The organism is Streptomyces sp. NPDC001678 (assembly GCF_042892945.1).
Taxonomy (GTDB): domain Bacteria; phylum Actinomycetota; class Actinomycetes; order Streptomycetales; family Streptomycetaceae; genus Streptomyces.
In genome coordinates, this window is sequence record NZ_JBIAUP010000015.1 from 115,226 (window position 1) to 133,706 (window position 18,481).

At 73.9% G+C, this 18,481-nt stretch carries 6 protein-coding genes and 2 pseudogenes; 5 read left to right on the forward strand and 3 right to left on the reverse strand.

Features of this window, described 5'->3' with window-relative positions:
• Positions 1 to 67 precede the first annotated feature (67 nt).
• From ACFYZR_RS27005 to ACFYZR_RS27015, 3 genes and pseudogenes are all read left to right on the forward strand, one after another.
• Positions 68 to 5,587: pseudogene (locus ACFYZR_RS27005) on the forward strand (SDR family NAD(P)-dependent oxidoreductase); the annotation flags it as partial.
• Between the two features lie 39 nt (positions 5,588 to 5,626).
• Positions 5,627 to 12,154, forward strand: coding sequence for a type I polyketide synthase (locus tag ACFYZR_RS27010; protein WP_391914657.1), 6,528 nt, complete (start codon positions 5,627 to 5,629; stop codon positions 12,152 to 12,154).
• A 92-nt stretch (positions 12,155 to 12,246) separates the two neighbouring features.
• On the forward strand, positions 12,247 to 13,017 hold the full coding sequence (locus ACFYZR_RS27015; protein ID WP_391914659.1) for a glucose 1-dehydrogenase: 771 nt from the start codon (positions 12,247 to 12,249) through the stop codon (positions 13,015 to 13,017).
• Positions 13,018 to 13,148: 131 nt separating this feature from the next.
• Here ACFYZR_RS27015 and ACFYZR_RS27020 read toward each other — a convergent pair.
• Positions 13,149 to 14,000, reverse strand: a pseudogene (locus ACFYZR_RS27020) (RNA-guided endonuclease InsQ/TnpB family protein); the annotation flags it as partial.
• Positions 14,001 to 14,290: 290 nt separating this feature from the next.
• Positions 14,291 to 15,325, reverse strand: coding sequence for a ScbA/BarX family gamma-butyrolactone biosynthesis protein (locus ACFYZR_RS27025; protein WP_391914661.1), 1,035 nt, complete (start codon positions 15,323 to 15,325; stop codon positions 14,291 to 14,293).
• Between the two features lie 118 nt (positions 15,326 to 15,443).
• Between ACFYZR_RS27025 and ACFYZR_RS27030 the strand changes: the two genes are divergently transcribed.
• Both ACFYZR_RS27030 and ACFYZR_RS27035 read left to right on the forward strand, forming a co-directional pair.
• On the forward strand, positions 15,444 to 16,118 hold the full coding sequence (locus ACFYZR_RS27030) for a ScbR family autoregulator-binding transcription factor (protein WP_391914663.1): 675 nt from the start codon (positions 15,444 to 15,446) through the stop codon (positions 16,116 to 16,118).
• Between the two features lie 250 nt (positions 16,119 to 16,368).
• Positions 16,369 to 17,601 (forward strand): IS701 family transposase, encoded by a 1,233-nt coding sequence (locus tag ACFYZR_RS27035; protein ID WP_391914665.1) that lies wholly within the window; start codon positions 16,369 to 16,371, stop codon positions 17,599 to 17,601.
• Between the two features lie 102 nt (positions 17,602 to 17,703).
• On the opposite strand, the gene ACFYZR_RS27040 is transcribed toward ACFYZR_RS27035, so the two are convergent.
• Entirely contained in the window at positions 17,704 to 18,207 is a 504-nt protein-coding gene (locus ACFYZR_RS27040) for a flavin reductase family protein (protein WP_391914667.1), read from the reverse strand.
• Positions 18,208 to 18,481: the final 274 nt, after the last annotated feature.

Consider the following 18,481-nt stretch of genomic DNA (forward strand, 5'->3'; position numbering starts at 1 on the left):
TGGCCATCACCAGTGGTTGCCGTACCCGTAGTTGCCGAACCCACTCACCAGGAGCTGAACACACGTGGCTGACGAGGTAAAACTCCGCGAATACCTCAAGCGGGCCATCGCCGACGCCCGGGACGCCCGCAAGCGGCTGCGGGAAGTGGAGAGCAAGGACCAGGAGCCCATCGCCATCGTGGGCATGGCCTGCCGCTACCCGGGCGGGGTGACCTCGCCCGAGGACCTGTGGAAGCTGGTCGAGGACGGCGTCGACGCCGTCTCCGAGTTCCCCGCCAACCGCGGCTGGGACGTGGACGGCCTCTACGACCCGGACCCGGAGCAGGTCGGCAAGTCGTACTCCCGCGAGGGCGGTTTTCTCCACGACGCCGACCTGTTCGACCCCGCGTTCTTCGGGATGTCGCCGCGCGAGGCGCTCGCCGCCGACCCCCAGCAGCGGCTGCTGCTGGAGACCGCGTGGGAGACCTTCGAGCGGGCGGGCATCGACCCGGCCACCCTCAAGGGCAGCCGCACCGGTGTCTTCACCGGCGTGATGTACAACGACTACGGCTCCCGGCCGAACCTGCCCCCGGAGGGCTTCGAGGGCTATCTGTTCAGCGGCAGCGCGGGCTCCATCGCCTCCGGGCGGCTCGCCTACAGCTACGGGCTGGAAGGCCCGGCCGTGACCGTGGACACCGCCTGTTCGTCCTCGCTGGTCACCCTCCACCTGGCGGCGGGCGCGCTGCGGCGCGGCGAGTGCGACCTGGCGCTCGCCGGCGGCGCGACCGTGATGTCCACGCCGGTGGCGTTCATCGAGTTCTCCCGGCTGCGCGGCCTGGCCGCCGACGGCCGCTGCAAGTCCTTCGCGGCGTCCGCCGACGGCACCGGCTGGGCCGAGGGCGTGGGCCTGCTGCTCGTCGAGCGGCTCTCCGACGCCCGGAAGAACGGCCACCACGTGCTGGCCGTGCTGCGCGGCTCGGCCGTCAACCAGGACGGCGCGTCCAACGGCCTGACCGCCCCCAACGGCCCCTCCCAGGAGCGGGTCATCCGCCAGGCGCTGGCCAGCGCGGGCCTGAAGCCGTCGGACGTCGACGCCGTCGAGGCCCACGGTACCGGTACGACGCTGGGCGACCCGATCGAGGCGCAGGCGCTGCTGGCCACCTACGGCCAGGACCGGCCCGAGGGCCGCCCGCTCTACCTGGGCTCGCTGAAGTCCAACATCGGCCACGCCCAGGCGGCGGCCGGTGTGGGCGGTGTCATCAAGATGGTGCAGGCCATCGACCACGGGGTGCTGCCCCGCACCCTCCACCTCGGCGAGCGGTCCTCGCACGTCGACTGGGAGGCGGGCGCGATCGAGCTCCTGACCGAGGAGCGCAAGTGGCCCGAGACGGACCGGCCGCGCCGTGCCGCCGTCTCCTCGTTCGGCTTCGGCGGCACCAACGCGCACGTCATCATCGAGCAGGCGACGCCCGAGCAGGCACCCGCCGAGGACGGCGAGCAGGGCGAGGGCACGGCCCCGGCCGCGGCGGCCCCCGAGGCGCCCGCCGTGACGACCGAACTGCCCGCCGTGCCCTGGCCGGTGTCCGGCCACACGCCCGACGCGCTGCGCGCGCAGGCCCGCCGGCTCCTGGACCGCGTCGAGGCGAACCCCGACGCGTCGGCCACGGACATCGGCTTCTCGCTGGCCACGGGCCGTTCGGCGCTGGAGCACCGCGCGGTGGTCACCGGCACCGGCCGCGCGGAACTCGTCGCGTCCTTGCGCTCCCTGGCCGACGGCGAGCCCGGCGCGGGCGTCGTCTCCGACGTGCGCGGCGGCGGCCGGACGGGCTTCCTCTTCACCGGCCAGGGCGCCCAGCGCCCCGGCATGGGCCAGGAGCTGTACGCGGCGTACCCCGTCTTCGCCGCGGCCTTCGACGCGGTGGCAGCCGAACTGGACCCGCTGCTCGGGCGGCCGATCCGTGAGGTGATCGCCTCCGGTGACGGCCTGGACGACACCGGCTTCACCCAGCCCGCCCTCTTCGCCGTCGAGGTCGCCCTCCACCGCCTCGTCGAATCGTGGGGCGTACGGCCCGACTTCCTCGCCGGGCACTCCATCGGCGAGATCACGGCCGCCCATGTGGCCGGGGTGCTCTCGCTGGCGGACGCGGCGAAGCTCGTCGCGGCGCGGGCGAAGCTGATGCAGGCGCTGCCCGGCGGCGGCGCGATGATCGCCGTGCAGGCCGCCGAGGAGGAGGTCCTGCCGCTGCTGACGGGCCTGGAGGACCGGCTCGCGATCGCGGCGGTCAACGGCCCGGACGCCGTGGTGGTCTCCGGTGACGCGGACGCGGCCGAGGAGGTCGCGGCACGGCTGAAGGAGCAGGGCCGCAAGACCAAGCGGCTCACCGTCAGCCACGCCTTCCACTCCCCGCACATGGACGGGATGCTGGAGGAGTTCCGGGCGGTCGCGGCGGGCCTGGCCTACCGCGCGCCGGAGATCCTGGTCGTCTCCACCCTCACCGGCCGGATCGCCACCGGCGACGACCTGCGCACCCCGGACTACTGGGTGCGGCAGGTGCGCGGCGCCGTCCGCTTCGTGGACGCCGTGCGCGTCCTGGAGGCCGAGGGCGTCACCACGCTGCTGGAGCTGGGCCCCGACCCGGTGCTGACGGCCATGGCCGCCACCGCCGTCACGGACGCCGTCGCCGCCGTGCCCGCGCTGCGCTCGGGCCGCCCGGAGGCCGTCACCGCGGTGGCCGCGCTCGGCCGGCTGCACTCCCGGGGCACGGCCGTGGACTGGGCCGCCGTGTTCGCCGGCACCGGCGCCCGCCGGGTGGACCTGCCCACGTACGCCTTCCAGCACCAGCGCTTCTGGCTGGAGCAGCTGCGCACCGCCACCGACCCGTTCGGCGTGGCCGCGGGCACCGACGGCAAGCAGCACCCGGTGCTCGGCTCGCCGATCACCGTGGCCGGCGCCAACCAGCTGCTGTTCGCCAGCCGTCTGTCGCTCAAGACCCACCCCTGGCTCGCCGACCACGTCGTCCTCGGCTCGCCCGTGCTGCCGGCCTCCGCGCTCGTCGAACTGGCCATCCACGCCGGTGACATGATCGGCTACCCGGTCATCGACGAGCTCAACCTCATGGTGCCGCTGGTGCTGCCCGAGGACGGCACCCTCCAGCTCCAGGTGCGCGCGGGCACCCACGACGACTCCGAGCGCCGCTGCCTGTGCCTGTACTCGCGGCCGGACTCCTCCGACGGGCCCTGGACCATGCACGTCGAGGGCTACTACCTGCCGGAGACCGCCGAGCCCGCCGCACGCCCGGAGGGCGAGGGCAAGACGATCGAGTTCCAGCTCCCGGAGGAGCTCCACGAGGAGGCGGGCCGCTACGGCCTCCACCCCGTGCTGCTCAACGCGGCCGTCCCGGTCCGCCCCGCCGACCCTGCCAACGGCACCATCCCGGTGCCCGCCGACTGGTACGGCGTCCGGCTGCACGCCACGGGCGCCACGGCCGTCAGGGCGAAGGTGACCGAGCTCGACGCGAACAGCGTCGCGATGGAGCTGACCGACACGGCGGGCGAGCTCGTCGCCACCGTCGAGTCGATCGTCTTCCGCGACGTGCCCAACGGCCAGTTCACCCCGCACGTCGACAGCACCGGCCGGGACTCCCTGCTGCGCGTCGACTGGGTCCCCGCCCAGCTCACCCCGGCGGAGGAGGCCCCGCTGTGGGGCGCACTGGGCAACACGTCCGAGGACCTGGACGCCCAGCGCTTCCTGGACCCGGCCCAGGTGGCCACGGCGATCGCCTCCGGCACCCCGGTGGACGCGGTCCTGGCGCCCGCCGCCTCCCTCTCGGCGCCCGGGGGGCGCAACGGGGCGGGTTCGGGGAATTCCCTCCCGCCGCAGCCGGCCTCGGCCACGACGGCGCGGTCCGGCGATGCCGAACTCCCGGCAACCGTCCATGCGGAGGCGGCCCGCACCCTCGAACTCCTCCAGCGCTGGCTGGCCGACGACCGTCTGACGGCCACCCCGCTGGTCGTCCTGACCCAGGGCGGCGTGGCCGCGGCCAACGGCGAGGACATCACCGACCTCACCGCGGCCGCCCTGTGGGGACTCGTCCGCACCGCCCAGTCCGAGGCCCCCGACCGCCTCGCGGTCGTCGACACCGACGGCAGCCACACCCCCGAGCTGCTGGCCGCGCTCGTCGCCTCCGGCGAGCCGCAGGCCGCCGTGCGCGGCGGCAAGGTGCTCCTGCCGAGGCTCCAGCGCCTGCTCGCGCCGGAGTTCAAGCCGAAGCGCCCGGAGTGGAAGCCCGACGGCACCGTGCTGATCACCGGCACCGGCGCCCTGGGCGCGGTGTTCGCCCGCCACCTGGTGGCCGAGCACGGCGTCTCGCGGGTGCTGCTCGCCAGCCGCACCGGGGCGGCGACCGAGGGGCTGACCGAGGTCGTCACCGACCTCCAGTCGCTGGGCGCCGAGGTCACCGTCGCCGCCTGCGACGTCGCCGACCGCGAGGCCCTCGCGGAGCTCCTGGCCGGCATCCCCGCCGAGCACCCGCTGACCGGTGTCGTGCACACCGCCGGCGTCCTCGACAACGGCCTGCTGCCCACCCTCACCCCCGAGCGGCTCTCGGCCGTCCTCCGCCCCAAGGTGGACGCGGCCTGGCACCTCCACGAGCTGACGAAGGAGCTGGACCTCGCCGCGTTCGTGCTGTTCTCCTCGGCCGTCGGCGTCCTCGGCGGCCCGGGCCAGGCCAACTACGCCTCCGCCAACGCCTTCCTGGACGCCCTCGCCGAGCACCGCAGGGCCAACGGGCTGCCCGGCACGTCGCTGGCCTGGGGCCTGTGGTCGGTGCCCGGCGGCATCAACAAGGGCCTGGACGAGGCCGACCTCAACCGGTTCGCCCGCGACGGCTTCCGGCCCATCGCCCGCCCCGAGGGCCACTCCCTGTTCGACCGGGCGCTCGCCCACGACAGCGCGGCCCTGGTCGGCACCCCCGTCGGCGCGGCGGCCGTACGCGCCCAGGAGCGCATCCCCGCGCTGCTGCGCGCCCTGGTGAGCCCCGCGACGCCCCGGCGCGCCGCGCAGTCGCAGACCGAGCGGACCGAGTCGCTGGCCGACCGGCTGGTGGAGCTCGCCGTCCCGGAGCGGGAGGCGACGGTACTGGACGTGGTGCGCACCGCCGTCGCGGCCGTGCTGGGCCACGCCGACCCGGCGGGCATCGAAGCCGAACGGGCCTTCTCGGACCTGGGCTTCGACTCGCTGACGGCCGTGGAGCTGCGCAACCGGCTCACCGTGGTCGCCGGCACCCGGCTGCCCGCGACGCTGGTCTTCGACCACCCCACCTCCGCCGCGCTCACCGCGTTCCTCCTGCGCCAGCTGGTGCCGGACGGCGCCGAGGCGCCGCACCCGGTGCTGGCGGGGCTGGACAAGCTGGAGTCGCTGCTGCCCGGCATGACCTCCGACGACCCGGCCCGCGCCGCCGTCTCCGTACGCCTCCAGACGCTGCTCGCCAAGCTCAACGAGTCCACGGCGGCGGCCGCGGAGGAGGACGTCACCGACCAGTTGGAGTCGGCCTCGGCCGAGGACATCTTCAGCTTCATCGACAACGAGCTCGGCCGCTCCTCCGGCTGAGGTGCTCACCGACTTCCGTATCTCCAGGAGAGATTCAGCATGACCAATCAACCCTCCAACGAAGAGAAGCTGGTCGAGTACCTCAAATGGGTGACGGCCGATCTGAAGAAGGCGCGGGCCCGCCTGGCCGAGCTGGAGGCGGGCACCCAGGAGCCCGTCGCCATCGTCGGCATGGCCTGCCGGTTCCCCGGCGGGGTGCGTTCGCCGGAGGACCTGTGGCGGATGGTCGAGGGCGGTGTGGACGGCATCTCGCCGTTCCCCGCCGACCGCGGCTGGGACCTGGAGCGGCTCTACGACCCGGACCCGGCCACCCCCGGCACCTCCTACACCCGTGAGGGCGGCTTCCTCGACGACGCGGCCCAGTTCGACGCGGGCTTCTTCGGGATCTCCCCGCGCGAGGCGCAGGCGATGGACCCCCAGCAGCGGGTGCTGCTGGAGACCGCCTGGGAGACCTTCGAGCAGGCCGGCATCGACCCGGCCGGGCTGCGCGGCAGCCAGGTCGGCGTGTTCGCGGGCGTCATCGAGCAGAGCTACCTCGGGCTCGACGGGCCCGAGGAGTTCGAGGGCTACCTGCTGACCAGCAAGCTCAACTCCGTGGCCTCCGGCCGGATCGCCTACACCTTCGGCTTCGAGGGCCCGGCGCTGTCCGTGGACACGGCCTGCTCGTCCTCGCTGGTCGCCCTCCACCTGGCCGTCCAGTCGGTGCGGCAGGGCGAGTCGACGCTGGCGCTGGCCGGCGGGTCGACGATCACGGCGACCCCGGGCGGCTTCGTCGACTTCTCCCGGCAGAGCGGCCTCGCCCCCGACGGCCGCATCAAGTCCTTCTCGGCGTCCGCCGACGGCACCTCCTGGTCGGAGGGCGTCGGCCTCGTCCTCGTCGAGAAGCTGTCGGACGCGCGGAAGAACGGCCACAAGGTCCTCGCGGTGATCCGCGGTTCCGCCGTCAACCAGGACGGCGCGTCCAACGGCCTGACCGCGCCCAACGGCCCCTCCCAGGAGCGGGTGATCCGCCAGGCGCTCGCCAACGCCCGGCTGACCACCGCCGATGTCGACGTCGTCGAGGCGCACGGCACCGGCACCCGCCTCGGCGACCCCATCGAGGCACAGGCCCTGCTCGCCACCTACGGCCAGGACCGGCCCGAGGGCCGCCCGCTCTACCTGGGCTCGCTGAAGTCCAACATCGGCCACACCGTGGCCGCGGCGGGCGTCGGCGGCGTCATCAAGATGATCCAGGCCATGGAGCACGGGACGCTCCCCCGGACGCTCCACGTCGACGAACCCACGCCCATGGTCGACTGGGAGTCCGGGGCCGTCGAGCTGCTCACCGAGGCGCGGCCGTGGCCCGAGGCCGACCGGCCGCGCCGGGCCGCCGTCTCCGCCTTCGGCGTCAGCGGCACCAACGCCCACCTGATCCTGGAGCAGGCCCCCGCAGAGGAGCCCACCGAGGCCCCGGCGGAGCCGGTCGTCCGGCCCGTCCTGCCGTGGCTGCTGTCCGCGAAGAGCGCCGAGGCGCTGCGCGAGCAGGCCCGCCGACTGCTGGCCGCCACCTCCTCGAACTCGCCCCTCGACGTGGCGTACTCGCTGGCCACGACCCGTTCCGCCCTGGAGCAGCGGGCCGTCGTCACCGGTGCCGACGCGGACGAGCTCCGGGCGGGCCTCACCGCGCTGGCCGAGGGCGGGCAGAGCCCGTACGTCGTCCAGGGCGCGCGCGGCAAGGGCAAGACCGGTGTGCTCTTCACCGGCCAGGGCGCCCAGCACCCCGGCATGGGCCAGGAGCTGTACGCGGCGTACCCCGTCTTCGCCGAGGCCTTCGACGCGGTGGCCGCCGTCCTGGACCCGCTGCTGGAGCGGCCGATCCGTGAGGTGATCGCCTCCGGTGAAGGCCTGGACGACACCGGCTACACCCAGCCCGCCCTCTTCGCCGTCGAGGTCGCCCTCTACCGGCTCGTCGAGTCCTGGGGACTGCGCCCCGACTACCTCGCCGGGCACTCCATCGGCGAGATCGCCGCGGCCCACGTGGCCGGGGTGCTCTCCCTGGAGGACGCCGCCGAGCTCGTCGCCGCGCGCGGCCGGCTGATGCAGGAACTGCCCGAGGGCGGCGCGATGATCGCCGTCCAGGCGACCGAGGACGAGGTGCTGCCGCTGCTCGCGGGCCGCGAGGACGAGGTCGCGATCGCGGCCGTCAACGGCCCCTCCGCCGTCGTCATCGCCGGTGACGAGGGCGCGGCCGAGGAGATCGCGGCACGGCTGAAGGAGCAGGGCCGCAAGACCAAGCGGCTCACCGTCAGCCACGCCTTCCACTCCCCGCACATGCAGCCCATGCTGCCGCTCTTCCGCAAGGTCGCCGAGAGCCTCACCTACCACCCGCCCACGATCCCGGTCGTCTCCGGCCTCACGGGCACCCTCGCCACCGCCGAGGAACTGACCTCGCCCGACTACTGGGTGCGCCACGTCCGCGAGGCCGTGCGGTTCGCGGACGCCGTCCACGCCCTCGCCGCCCACGGCGTGACCACGTTCGTGGAGGCCGGCCCCGGCGGCGTGCTGACCGCGCTCGTCCAGAACACCGTCGAGCCCGGCGCGGCGGTGGCGCTGCTGCGCCGCGGCCGCCCCGAGCCCGCCGCCCTCGTCAAGGGCCTCGGCCGGCTCCACAACCACGGGACGCCCCTGGACTGGCGGGCGTTCTTCGAGGGCACCGGCGCACGCCGGGTGGACCTGCCCACGTACGCCTTCCAGCACCAGCGCTTCTGGGTGGAGTCGGCGGCACGGGCCGCCGACGCCGCCGGGCTCGGCCTGGCCGTCGCCGGGCACCCGCTGCTGGGCGCGGCGCTGCCCGTCGCGGGCGCCGACGAGGCCCTGTTCGCGGGCCGGATCTCGCTGCGCACCCACTGCTGGCTCGGCGAGCACCGCGTGCTGGGCACGGCCGTGGTACCGCCGGCCGCCCTGGCCGAACTGGCGATCCGCGCCGGTGACGAGCTGGGCGCGAGCGTCCTCGCGGACCTCGCGCTGGACGCCCCGCTGGCCGTGCCCGACAAGGGCGAGGTCCAGCTCCAGGCCCACGTCGGCCCCGCCGACGCCGAGGGCCGCCGGACGGTCACCGTCCACGCCCGGCCCGACGGCCTCGACGTGCCGTGGACCCGCCACGCCCACGGCACGCTGAGCCCTGCCGGCTCCGGCTTCGCGGACGACTCCTTCGAGCTCACCGCCTGGCCGCCCCAAGGCGCGGAGGAACTCGCCCCCGAGGAGGCGTACGAGCGGCTGGCCGCCGCCGGGCTGACGTACGGCCCGGCGTTCCGGGGCCTGACCGCCGCCTGGCGGCAGGGCGAGGAGACCTTCGCCGAGGTCCGGCTGCCCGAGGGCACCGACCTCGACGGCTTCGCCCTCCACCCGGCCCTCCTGGACGCGGCCCTGCAGACGGCCGCCCCCGCCGGCGCCCTCGCGGACCGCTGGCAGGGCGTCCGGCTGTACGCCACGGGCGCCACGGCCCTGCGCGTCCGCATCTCCCCCGCCGCCGACGGCGCGCTGTCGCTCCGGCTGGCGGACCTCTCCGGCCGGCCCGTCGCCTCCGTGGAGGCGCTGCGCACCCGCCCGGTCACGGCCGCCGACATCACCGGCGCCCTGGCCCGCCCGCACGACGCGCTGTTCCGCATGGACTGGACGCCGGTCGCCCTCCCCGCGCGGGATGCCGCCCCGGCGTACGCGGTCCTGGACCCCGACGGGTTCGCCGACGTGGCGGCCGTCGCGACGGCGGTCGCGGCCGGCACGCGCTACGACACCGTGCTGCTGCCCCTGACCGCCGAGCCCACGGACGACGTCCCGGCGAGCGTCCACGCCACGGCGCTGCGGGTGCTGGGCCTGGTCCAGGAGTGGCTGGCCGAGGAGCGGCTGGCGGAGACCCCGCTGACGGTCGTCACGTCGGGCGCGATGGCGACGACCCCCGGCGAGGACGTCACCGACCTGGCGGCCGCGACGGTCTGGGGCCTCCTGCGCTCGGCCCAGTCGGAACACGCGGGCCGCTTCGTCCTCCTGGACGCTGAACCGGGCACGGACGAGGCCCTGCTGGCATCGGCCATCGCGACGGGCGAACCCCAGCTGACCCTCCGGGGCGGCGAACTCCGAGTGCCGAGGCTGGCCCGAACCCCGATTGTGGGCACCGCAGCCGCGCAGAGCGCGGCAGGCGGCGCGGTTGTGGGCAATCGTCCCGCAGGGCGGGACGGGTGGGCACAACCCGACCACCGGCCCGCAGCCGCAAACGCGCCCCTGGACCCGCACGGCACCGTGCTCATCACCGGCGGTACGGGCAGCCTCGGCGCCCTCTTCGCCAAGCACCTGATCAAGACGCACGGCATCCGCCACCTGCTGCTGAGCAGCCGCCGAGGAGCGGCGAGCCCCGGCGTCGAAGAGCTCACTGCCGAGCTCAAAGCCCTCGGCGCCGAAGCCGTGACCGTCGCCGCCTGCGACGTAACCGACCGCGAGGCAGTCGCGAAACTGCTGGCCGGCATCCCGTCCGACCACCCCCTCACCGCCGTCATCCACACCGCGGGCGTCCTGGACGACGGCCTCCTCACCTCCCTCACCCCCGAACGCCTCGCCGCCGTCCTCCGCCCCAAGGTCGACGCCGCCTGGCACCTCCACGAGCTGACGAAGGCGAACGAGACGAACCTCGCCGCCTTCGTCCTCTTCTCCTCCATCGCCGGCATCGTCGGCGGCCCCGGCCAGTCCAACTACGCGGCCGCCAACGTCTTCCTGGACGCCCTCGCCGAGCACCGCAGGGCGAACGGCCTGCCCGCCACGTCCCTGGCCTGGGGCCTGTGGGCGCAGGAGGCCGGCATGAGCGGCCACCTGGACGACACCGACCTCAAGCGGATCGCCCGCAGCGGCTTCCGTCCGGTCACCGCCGTCCAGGGCACCGCGCTGCTGGACCTGGCCCTGGAGCTCGGGGACGCGGCCCTGGTCGCCACCCCGCTCGACCTCACCCCGCTGCGGGCCCAGCCGGCCCAGGCGCCCACCGTGCTCGGCGCCCTGGTGCGCACCCCGGCGCGGCGCGCCGCCCGCAACTCCGACGTGGTGGACGGCTCGCTGGCCGAGCGGCTGGCCGGGCTGGACGCGGACGGGCAGCGGCAGGCCGTGCTGGAGCTGGTCACCGCCGAGATCGCCGGGGTGCTCGGGCACTCCGGGGGCACCGGCATCGACGTCTCGCAGCCCTTCCCCTCCCTCGGCTTCGACTCGCTCACCTCGGTCGAGCTGCGCAACCGGCTGGGCGCCGCCACCGGCGTCAAGCTGCCGGCGACGGTGGTCTTCGACCACCCCACGCCGGAGGGCCTGGCCGCCTTCCTGCTGACCGAGGCCCTCGCCGCGGGCACGGACGGCGGCGGGGACGCCCCGGCCGCTGGGACCGTGGACTTCGCCGCGGAGATCGTCCTCGCCGAGGACATCCGCCCGGCGGACGAGGTCGTCCGCGTCGTGGCCGACCCGAAGGAGATCCTGCTCACCGGCGCCACCGGCTTCCTCGGGGCGTTCCTGCTGCGCGATCTGATGCGGACCACCACGGGCCGGATCCGCTGCCTGGTGCGCGGCACGGACGAGGCCGGCGCCCTGGCGCGGCTGCGGGCCAACATGGAGTACTACCGGGTCTGGGACGAGGTCGACCCCGCGCGGCTGACGATCGTCCTCGGCGACCTCGCCGAGCCGGGCCTGGGCCTGACGCCGGAGGACTTCGACGCCCTCGCCCGCGAGGTCGACGTGGTCTACCACAACGGCGCCCGCGTCCACTGGCTCCACCCGTACACCTCGCTCAAGGCGTCCAACGTCCTGGGCACGGAGGAGGTCCTGCGGCTGGCCGCCCGGCACCGCACGGTGCCCGTCCACTACGTCTCGACCGTCGGCGTCTTCGACGGCGTGCGCGAGGAGGGCGTCCCGCTGAAGGTCACCGACCCGACCGGCCCCGCCGAGGCGCTGCCGAGCGGCTACCTCCAGAGCAAGTGGGTGGCGGAGCAGCTCATCGGCGTGGCCCGCGACCGCGGTCTGCCGGTCTCGGTCTACCGCGTCGACGTGATCTCCGGCGACCAGGAGAACGGCGCCTGCCAGACGGCGGACTTCGTCTGGCTCAGCCTCAAGGGCCTGCTCCAGGCCGGTTCGGTGCCCACGACCAGCGGCGGCCGCTTCCACCTGCTGCCGGTGGACTATGTGAGCGCCGCGATCCTGGGCATCTCCCGGCAGGAGAAGAGCGCCGGCGGCACGTTCCACCTCTTCAACCAGAGCTCGCTCTCCCTGGGCACCTGCGTCGGCTATCTGCGCGACCTGGGCTACCCGCTGGGCGAGCGCGCCTGGGACGAGTGGAGCGAGTCCGTCCGTACGGACCGGGACAACGCCCTGTACCCGCTGCTGCACGCCTTCGAGATGATGACGTCGGACACCGACGCCTTCTACCCGCCGATCGGCACGGAGGAGACGGAGGCCGCGCTGGAGGGCAGCGGCATCGCCTGCCCGGAGCTGACGCGCGAGCTCTTCGAGAAGTACGTCGGCTTCTTCGTGGAGGAGGGCCACTTCCCGCCGGTTCCGGTGGGCTAGCCCGCTCGAAAGCCGGAGGGGCCGGTGCGTCCGGCCCCTCCGGCCTTTCCGGCTTTCGGGGAACGAGCCCAAGGGCTGGCAAACTCCCCACCATGAGCAGCCAGAACTCTCTCCTCCCCCACAAGGTGACCCTCGTCACCGGCGCCAGCAGCGGCATCGGCGCCGCCGCCGCCCGCGTCTTCGCCCGTGAGGGCGCCCGCGTCGTCCTCGCCGCCCGCCGCGAGGACCGCCTCGCCGCCCTCGCCGCCGAGCTCCGCGAGCGGGGCGCCGAGGCCTCCTACGTCGTCACCGACGTCACCCGCCCCGACGACGCCCGTCGCGCGGTCGAGTTCGCCGTGGAGCGGTACGGCCGTCTGGACGCCGCCTTCAACAACGCCGGCATCGGCGGTGACCGCACCCCGATGCACCTGATGGGCGACGACGCCTACGACACGATCATGGACATCAACGTCCGGGGCGTCTGGAACTGCCTGCGCCACGAGATATCCGCCATGCTGGCGACCGGCGGCGGCGCGATCGTCAACAACAGCAGCGTCGCGGGGCTCGTCGCCATCCCGGCCGCAGCCCCCTACGTGGCCGCCAAGCACGCGGTGGTCGGGCTCACCCGGGCCGCGGCCGACGAGTACGCCGGGCAGGGCATCCGGGTCAACGCAGTCGCCCCGGGCACCACACGGAGCGAGATCACGGCCGACTGGTTCGACCGCAATCCGGGCCTCGAGGAAATGGTGAACGGCATGACCCCGCAGGGCCGCACCGCGGCCCCGGAGGAGATCGCCGAGGCGGCCGCCTGGCTGCTCAGCGACCGCTCGCCGTTCCTCACCGGCGTGGTGATGCCGGTGGACGGCGGCTTCGTCAACCATTGAGTCCTCCCCTCCTTGAAGGGAGGGGATTCCTGGCTCAGGCCGCCTCCTGGAGCAGCGCTCCAGGAGGTCTTCCGCCGTCGTTACCAGCCGGGTTGAGACCAGCCCGGGTGAGCATGACGTGTGCGGAGTTCTGCGTCGTGGTCGCGGACAACCTTCTTGGCCCACTTACGGCCGGTGTCCTCACGCCGCCTCGCGACCTTCTTGTGCGCCTTCGCCCGCAGTTTCCTCGCCTCGCGGTAGCCCTTCGACCCAGGCCGACCCCTCTCCGGCCTGCGGCGGGCCATCATCCGGTCGTACCGGGCCAGCCTCGTCCGGGCCTTCTTGCCGTGCTCGGCATGCGGCAGGTCGTGCGCGTCCGATGTGGTGGTCGCGGTCTGCTTCACACCCCAGTCGACACCGAGTACGCGGCCGGTCTCCGGCAGGGGCTGGACCTGGGCGGGGACGACGAACGAGCAGTACCAGTGCCCCAGACTGTCCTGGTACACGCGCACCGAGGACGGCTCGGCCGGCAGCTCCCGCGACCACACCACGGTGACCACGATGCCCCCGGCCAGGTGCAGCCGACCGTCCTTGAGCCGGAACCCGCGCCGGGTGTAGTTGAGGGATGGCAGCGCCTCGCGCTTGGTCTTCCACTTCGGCATCCCGGCCCGGCGCGCCATGGGCAGGCGCTCCGCGATGTCCTTGTGCGCCTTGGCCCGGGAGCGGCCGAAGTCGCGGACGACCTGCTGCTGGGGAACCGACGAGCCCTCACGCAACCACGACGTACAGGCGCGGGCCCCGGTCAGCATCCGATCGAGCTGAGCCGGACCGCACGTGGCCTTCCGGCCGGTGGCCTTGTTGTGCAAGTGCACGGCCCTGGACTTGGCGACACACTCGTTCCACACCCACCGGCACCGGTCCCACTCCGCCGCCAGGGCGGTGCCAGCGGTGGACGACACGCGAAGCCGGTAGCTGCAGCGGGCATACCCGGCCTCCGCAGCCACCCCCACCCATGCCACCTCCCCCACGATCCCCGGCCGGGAACCACGACACCCCCACCCTCCGAAGGACCATACGCACGACCGCCGCACACACGTACCCCGATCCCACAACCGCCACCCCAACCAGCGATCACAGGAACGCGCGTTCACATCACCCCCGGCGGCTCCTGGCAGCGATACGGGCGCTCCACGCCCCGAACCGGCTACGGCGACACTCCACGCCACGACACCCGGATGCGATTCCTCCCCGGCATGAATGCCGGGGCCTCCTCGCAAGAACCAGGCGACGTCGGTCAACCGGCAACGTCTCCGGCCCCGGCAACGGCCTCCGCTCCGTACCGCAGCCCTATCCGGAAGGCGACCTCGCCCTCCTGCGTCCCGGTGACCTCGTAGGCCTCCGCCGCCCCCGTCCCCGCCGCCTCCAGGAAGCAGGGCGCGTCGAACTCGACGTACCGGCTGTAGGCCATCGTCACATCGACCGTGCCCGCCGGGGGGTCCCCGGCCGAGGCCGCCGCCCGGGCGGCCCGGGCGGCCTGGCACGCGGCGGTGAAGAGGCCCAGCCCGGGCACATGGTCGACGGGGTGGTCGAACATCTCCTTGTTGTCCGGGTCATTGCGCAGCCGCCAGACGTCCGGGGCACCGGTGGCGGCCAGGACGACCTCACCGGCCCCAAAGCGCCCGACGGCCGAGGGCGCCACCGGCGGGGGTATCTCCCAGTCGCCCCAGCGCGGCGAGAGGTGGGCGCCGCGCAGCCGGCGGTAGACGCCCGGGGAAATCCAGGTGGCGAGCGACCGGGCCCGGATGATGGTCCGCGCACCGGCGCGGACCGTGAAATCCATGGCCTCGCAACCGTGTCCCCGGCCGTCGCGGCCATTCTCCGGTGAACACCGGAGATCGACGCTGAGAAGCAGCGGAGCATTCCCTTCCGCCGGTGCCATGGGGGCAATACTGAAGTCCAGGTTCCGCAAGAGCGACTGATGGTCGAGCGGAACACCGAACTCGGCGTGCGAAATAGCCAGTCCGCACTGCCGGAGGGTATGCGCGGCGAGTTCCGGATCGGGCCGGTCGCCGGACGCGGAGGCGGGCCACTCCACCGTGAGCGTGAATTCGGCGGCGCCCCGGCGCACCCAGTCGATCACGAGGACGGACGCCGGGTCGTGGAGGTGCACCAGGTTCTTGGCGATTCTCTTGCGCGTCGGTCCGGGGGCAGGTCCGGCCGTCCGTCCGCCGGGAGACCGGGGGGACGGTACGGTTGCCGCCTCCGAAGCCTCGGCCGATTTCGGAATTCCGGGCTCCAGCGTGCAGGATTGCTGCACCGTTGCGGACATGATCCCCCCTGGGTCGCCGATGAGTGGGATTGAGCCTGGGCGGGCACTCGCCGCTGAGGATACCTACCCATTGGTACAAATCAACCCTGGGGTAGCCGAACAGAAGGAGGGGGTTTCCGTGGCACAGCAAGAGCGCGCGAAGCGGACCCGTCAGGTGATTCTGGAAGCCGCCGGAATCGTCTTCGACGAGTGCGGCTATGAAGCGGCCACCATTTCCCAGATCCTGGCCCGGGCCGAGGTGACCAGGGGCGCCCTCTACTTCCATTTCAGCTCCAAGGAAGACCTGGCGCGCGGTGTCCTGGACATGGCGGTCACCACGGAGGGCGTACTGCCGCAGCAGTTCAAGCTCCAGGAGCTCGCCGACACCTCGCTGCTGCTCGCCCACCGCATGCCGCGGGAGCCGCTGCTGCGGGCCGCCCTGCGGCTGTCGGTGGACCAGCGGGCGCGCCGGATGTTCGGCACCAAGTGGCCGGAGTGGATCACGGTCGGCGCCGGGCTGCTGGCCGAGGCCAAGGCCCGGGGCGAGCTGCTGGCCCATGTCGACCCGTACGAGACCTCCCGCTTCCTCGTGGGCGCCTGGACGGGCGTCCAGCTGGTGGCCGAGGCCGTGCCGCAGGACGACAGCCTCGTGCACGAGGTCTCGCTGATGTACCAGATGCTGCTGCCGAACATCGCCGTTCCGGCCGTTCTGGCGCGGCTCGACGTCGCGCCGGACCGCCCGCTGCGGCTGAGCGAGGCGGCCGGGGCGTCCCGCTCCGACGAGGGCGGCGAGGGCGAGACCTCCGGGAACTGAACCCGGCGGCCGACGGACGGGGCCCACCGGCTCGCCAGGGGGGCGGGCCGAACGGACCCTGACCATTGGCCAAACCTTCACCCGGTGAAACCGTTCGTATGGTTTATTTACAGTAGTCAGCCCGAGGAGTGACAAGTCCCGGGCTGGGGGGATATCCGCCTGCTCGTACCAGGCCCGTTACGCATAACCAACACGCACAGCGGATCAACATGCTTCGGAGGTCGGCCGTCCGGCCATCGCGGTGGGGGGAATGATGGGAACGGACTCGAGCCGTCCAGTCCTGGGCGACCGGGCGCCGGAACAGGTGCTGGCGGAGCTGCGCACCGCGCTCTTCACGTCGTTCCAGCGGAGCGACCAGCGCCTCCGGGCCGAACAGTACGTCCGCGGCCTGCTGGCCGCCGAGGGGCGCAAGACGCTGCGGAACATCGCGGCGCAGATCGGCGGGGCCACCGCCCGGCAGAGCGTCCACCACTTCATCAGCGACTCGTCCTGGGAGTGGCGGCCGGTGCGCCAGGCCCTGGCACGCCACACCGAGCGGCTCCTGGAGCCACAGGCCTGGGTCGTCCGCCCCACGGTGATCCCCAAGGCGGGGGTGCACTCGGTGGGGGTCGAACCGCGCTTCCTGCCCGATCTGGGCCAGACGGTCAACAGCCAGCAGGCGTACGGGGCCTGGATGGTCTCCGGCGCCCACGCCGTGCCCGTCGACTGGCGGCTGCTGCTGACCGAGAGCTGGCTGGCCGACGCCGAGCGGCGCCGGGGCGCCGGCATCCCCGCCACCGTGCGCACCGCCACCCCCGAGGACTGCGTCAGCCAGCTGGCGCCCCGGGCCGGCGGCGAGTCGCCGGGACGGGTGCCCGTCGTGGTGAACGTCGACGGGCTGGACGCCGCCGAATGCGCCCGCCGGCTGGAGTCGCTGGGCGCCCCGCTGCTGATGCGCGTCGACGCGGCCACCCGGCTGCGCGCCGACGGCTCCGCCCTCCAGGGCTACAGCGAACGGACGACGACCGCGGGGCAGCTGCTGGAGGCCGTGAAGCGGCTGCGCCGCCCGACCGAGTGGACCCTCACCCGCGACGACCGCCGCGACACCGTGGCCACCACCGTTCCCGTGCTGCTCCCCCGCCCCCGGCGCGACCGCGCCGGACGCCCGGACGGCACCCCCTGGCGGCCCATGCGGCTGATCGGCGAATGGGCCGGCGGCGAGCGCCGGCAGGCCCGGCTGTGGCTCACCGACGCGACCGATCTGCCGATCGGGGCGTTACTGCGGCTGACCCGGCTGACCGCCGTCGCCGACCGCGACGCCCGGCGCGTCGCCGACCAGGTGGGCATGCGGGACTTCGTGGGCCGCTCGTTCCAGGGCTGGCACCGGCATGTGACGCTCGCGTCGGCCGCGCATCTCGCCGTGGTCATGGCGGGCACCGAGGCGTTCCCGGCGACGCGCGCGACGACGGCCGCCCCGTCCGACTCGGCCGGGACGGCCGCCTGAGCGAGGGGCCGTACGTACGGGCCGTACGGACGGGCGCGCCAGGCGCGAGCCGGGTCAGGCGCGAGCCGGGTCAGGCGCGAGCCGGGTCAGGCGCGAGCCGGGTCAGGCGAGCGACGCCCCCGCGGGGATCAGCTCGTGGAAACCGCGCTGGTAGTAGACGAGCGGCTCGCCGTCGCCCGCATCGGCGTGGTGGACCTCGCCGATGAGGATCAGGTGGTCGCCGCCGGGGATCCGGCGCTCGGTCCGGCACTCCAGCCGCGCCAGCGCGCCGGGCAGCAGCGGCAGCCCGCGCTCGGAGAGCCGCACGTCCGTCCCCTCGAACTTGTCGGCACCCTTGCTGGCGAACTTGCCGGCCAGGCCCTCCTGGCCCTGGGCCAGCAGGTGGATGACGAAGCCCTCCGACTTGTCGAAGGCGTCGAAGCAGTTCGCCCGGTTGTCCAGGCACACCAGGACGAGTGCGGGGTCCAGGGAGACCGAGGAGAACGCACTGGCGGTGAACCCATGGTTCCGGCCGTCGGCATCGGTGGTGGTCACCACGGTGACGCCGCTGGCCCAGCGGGAGAGCGCGGCGCGGAACAGGTCGGGGGAAATCGTCTCTGTGAGCACGTCCCAAGCCTGTGCGGAACCCCTAGAGCGAGGGTCGAGGGGCACCCTGTCGCCGGGGCTCGCGGGGCTCGAGACCGGATCGAGGTCCGGTGGAGTCCCGCTGTCACGCCTCCGGGTCCAGGCCCGTTCGAGCTGGCCTCAAGCGCCGGGCGCCACGCTGGGACCGCCGGGCGCCCTTGGCCGCAGCCAGGGCGCGCCCGCGTGTTCCCGACCGGAGAGAGGCACCCGTGAGCATCGTCGAGGATAAGCCGCTGAACGTCAGCGACCGGCCGGC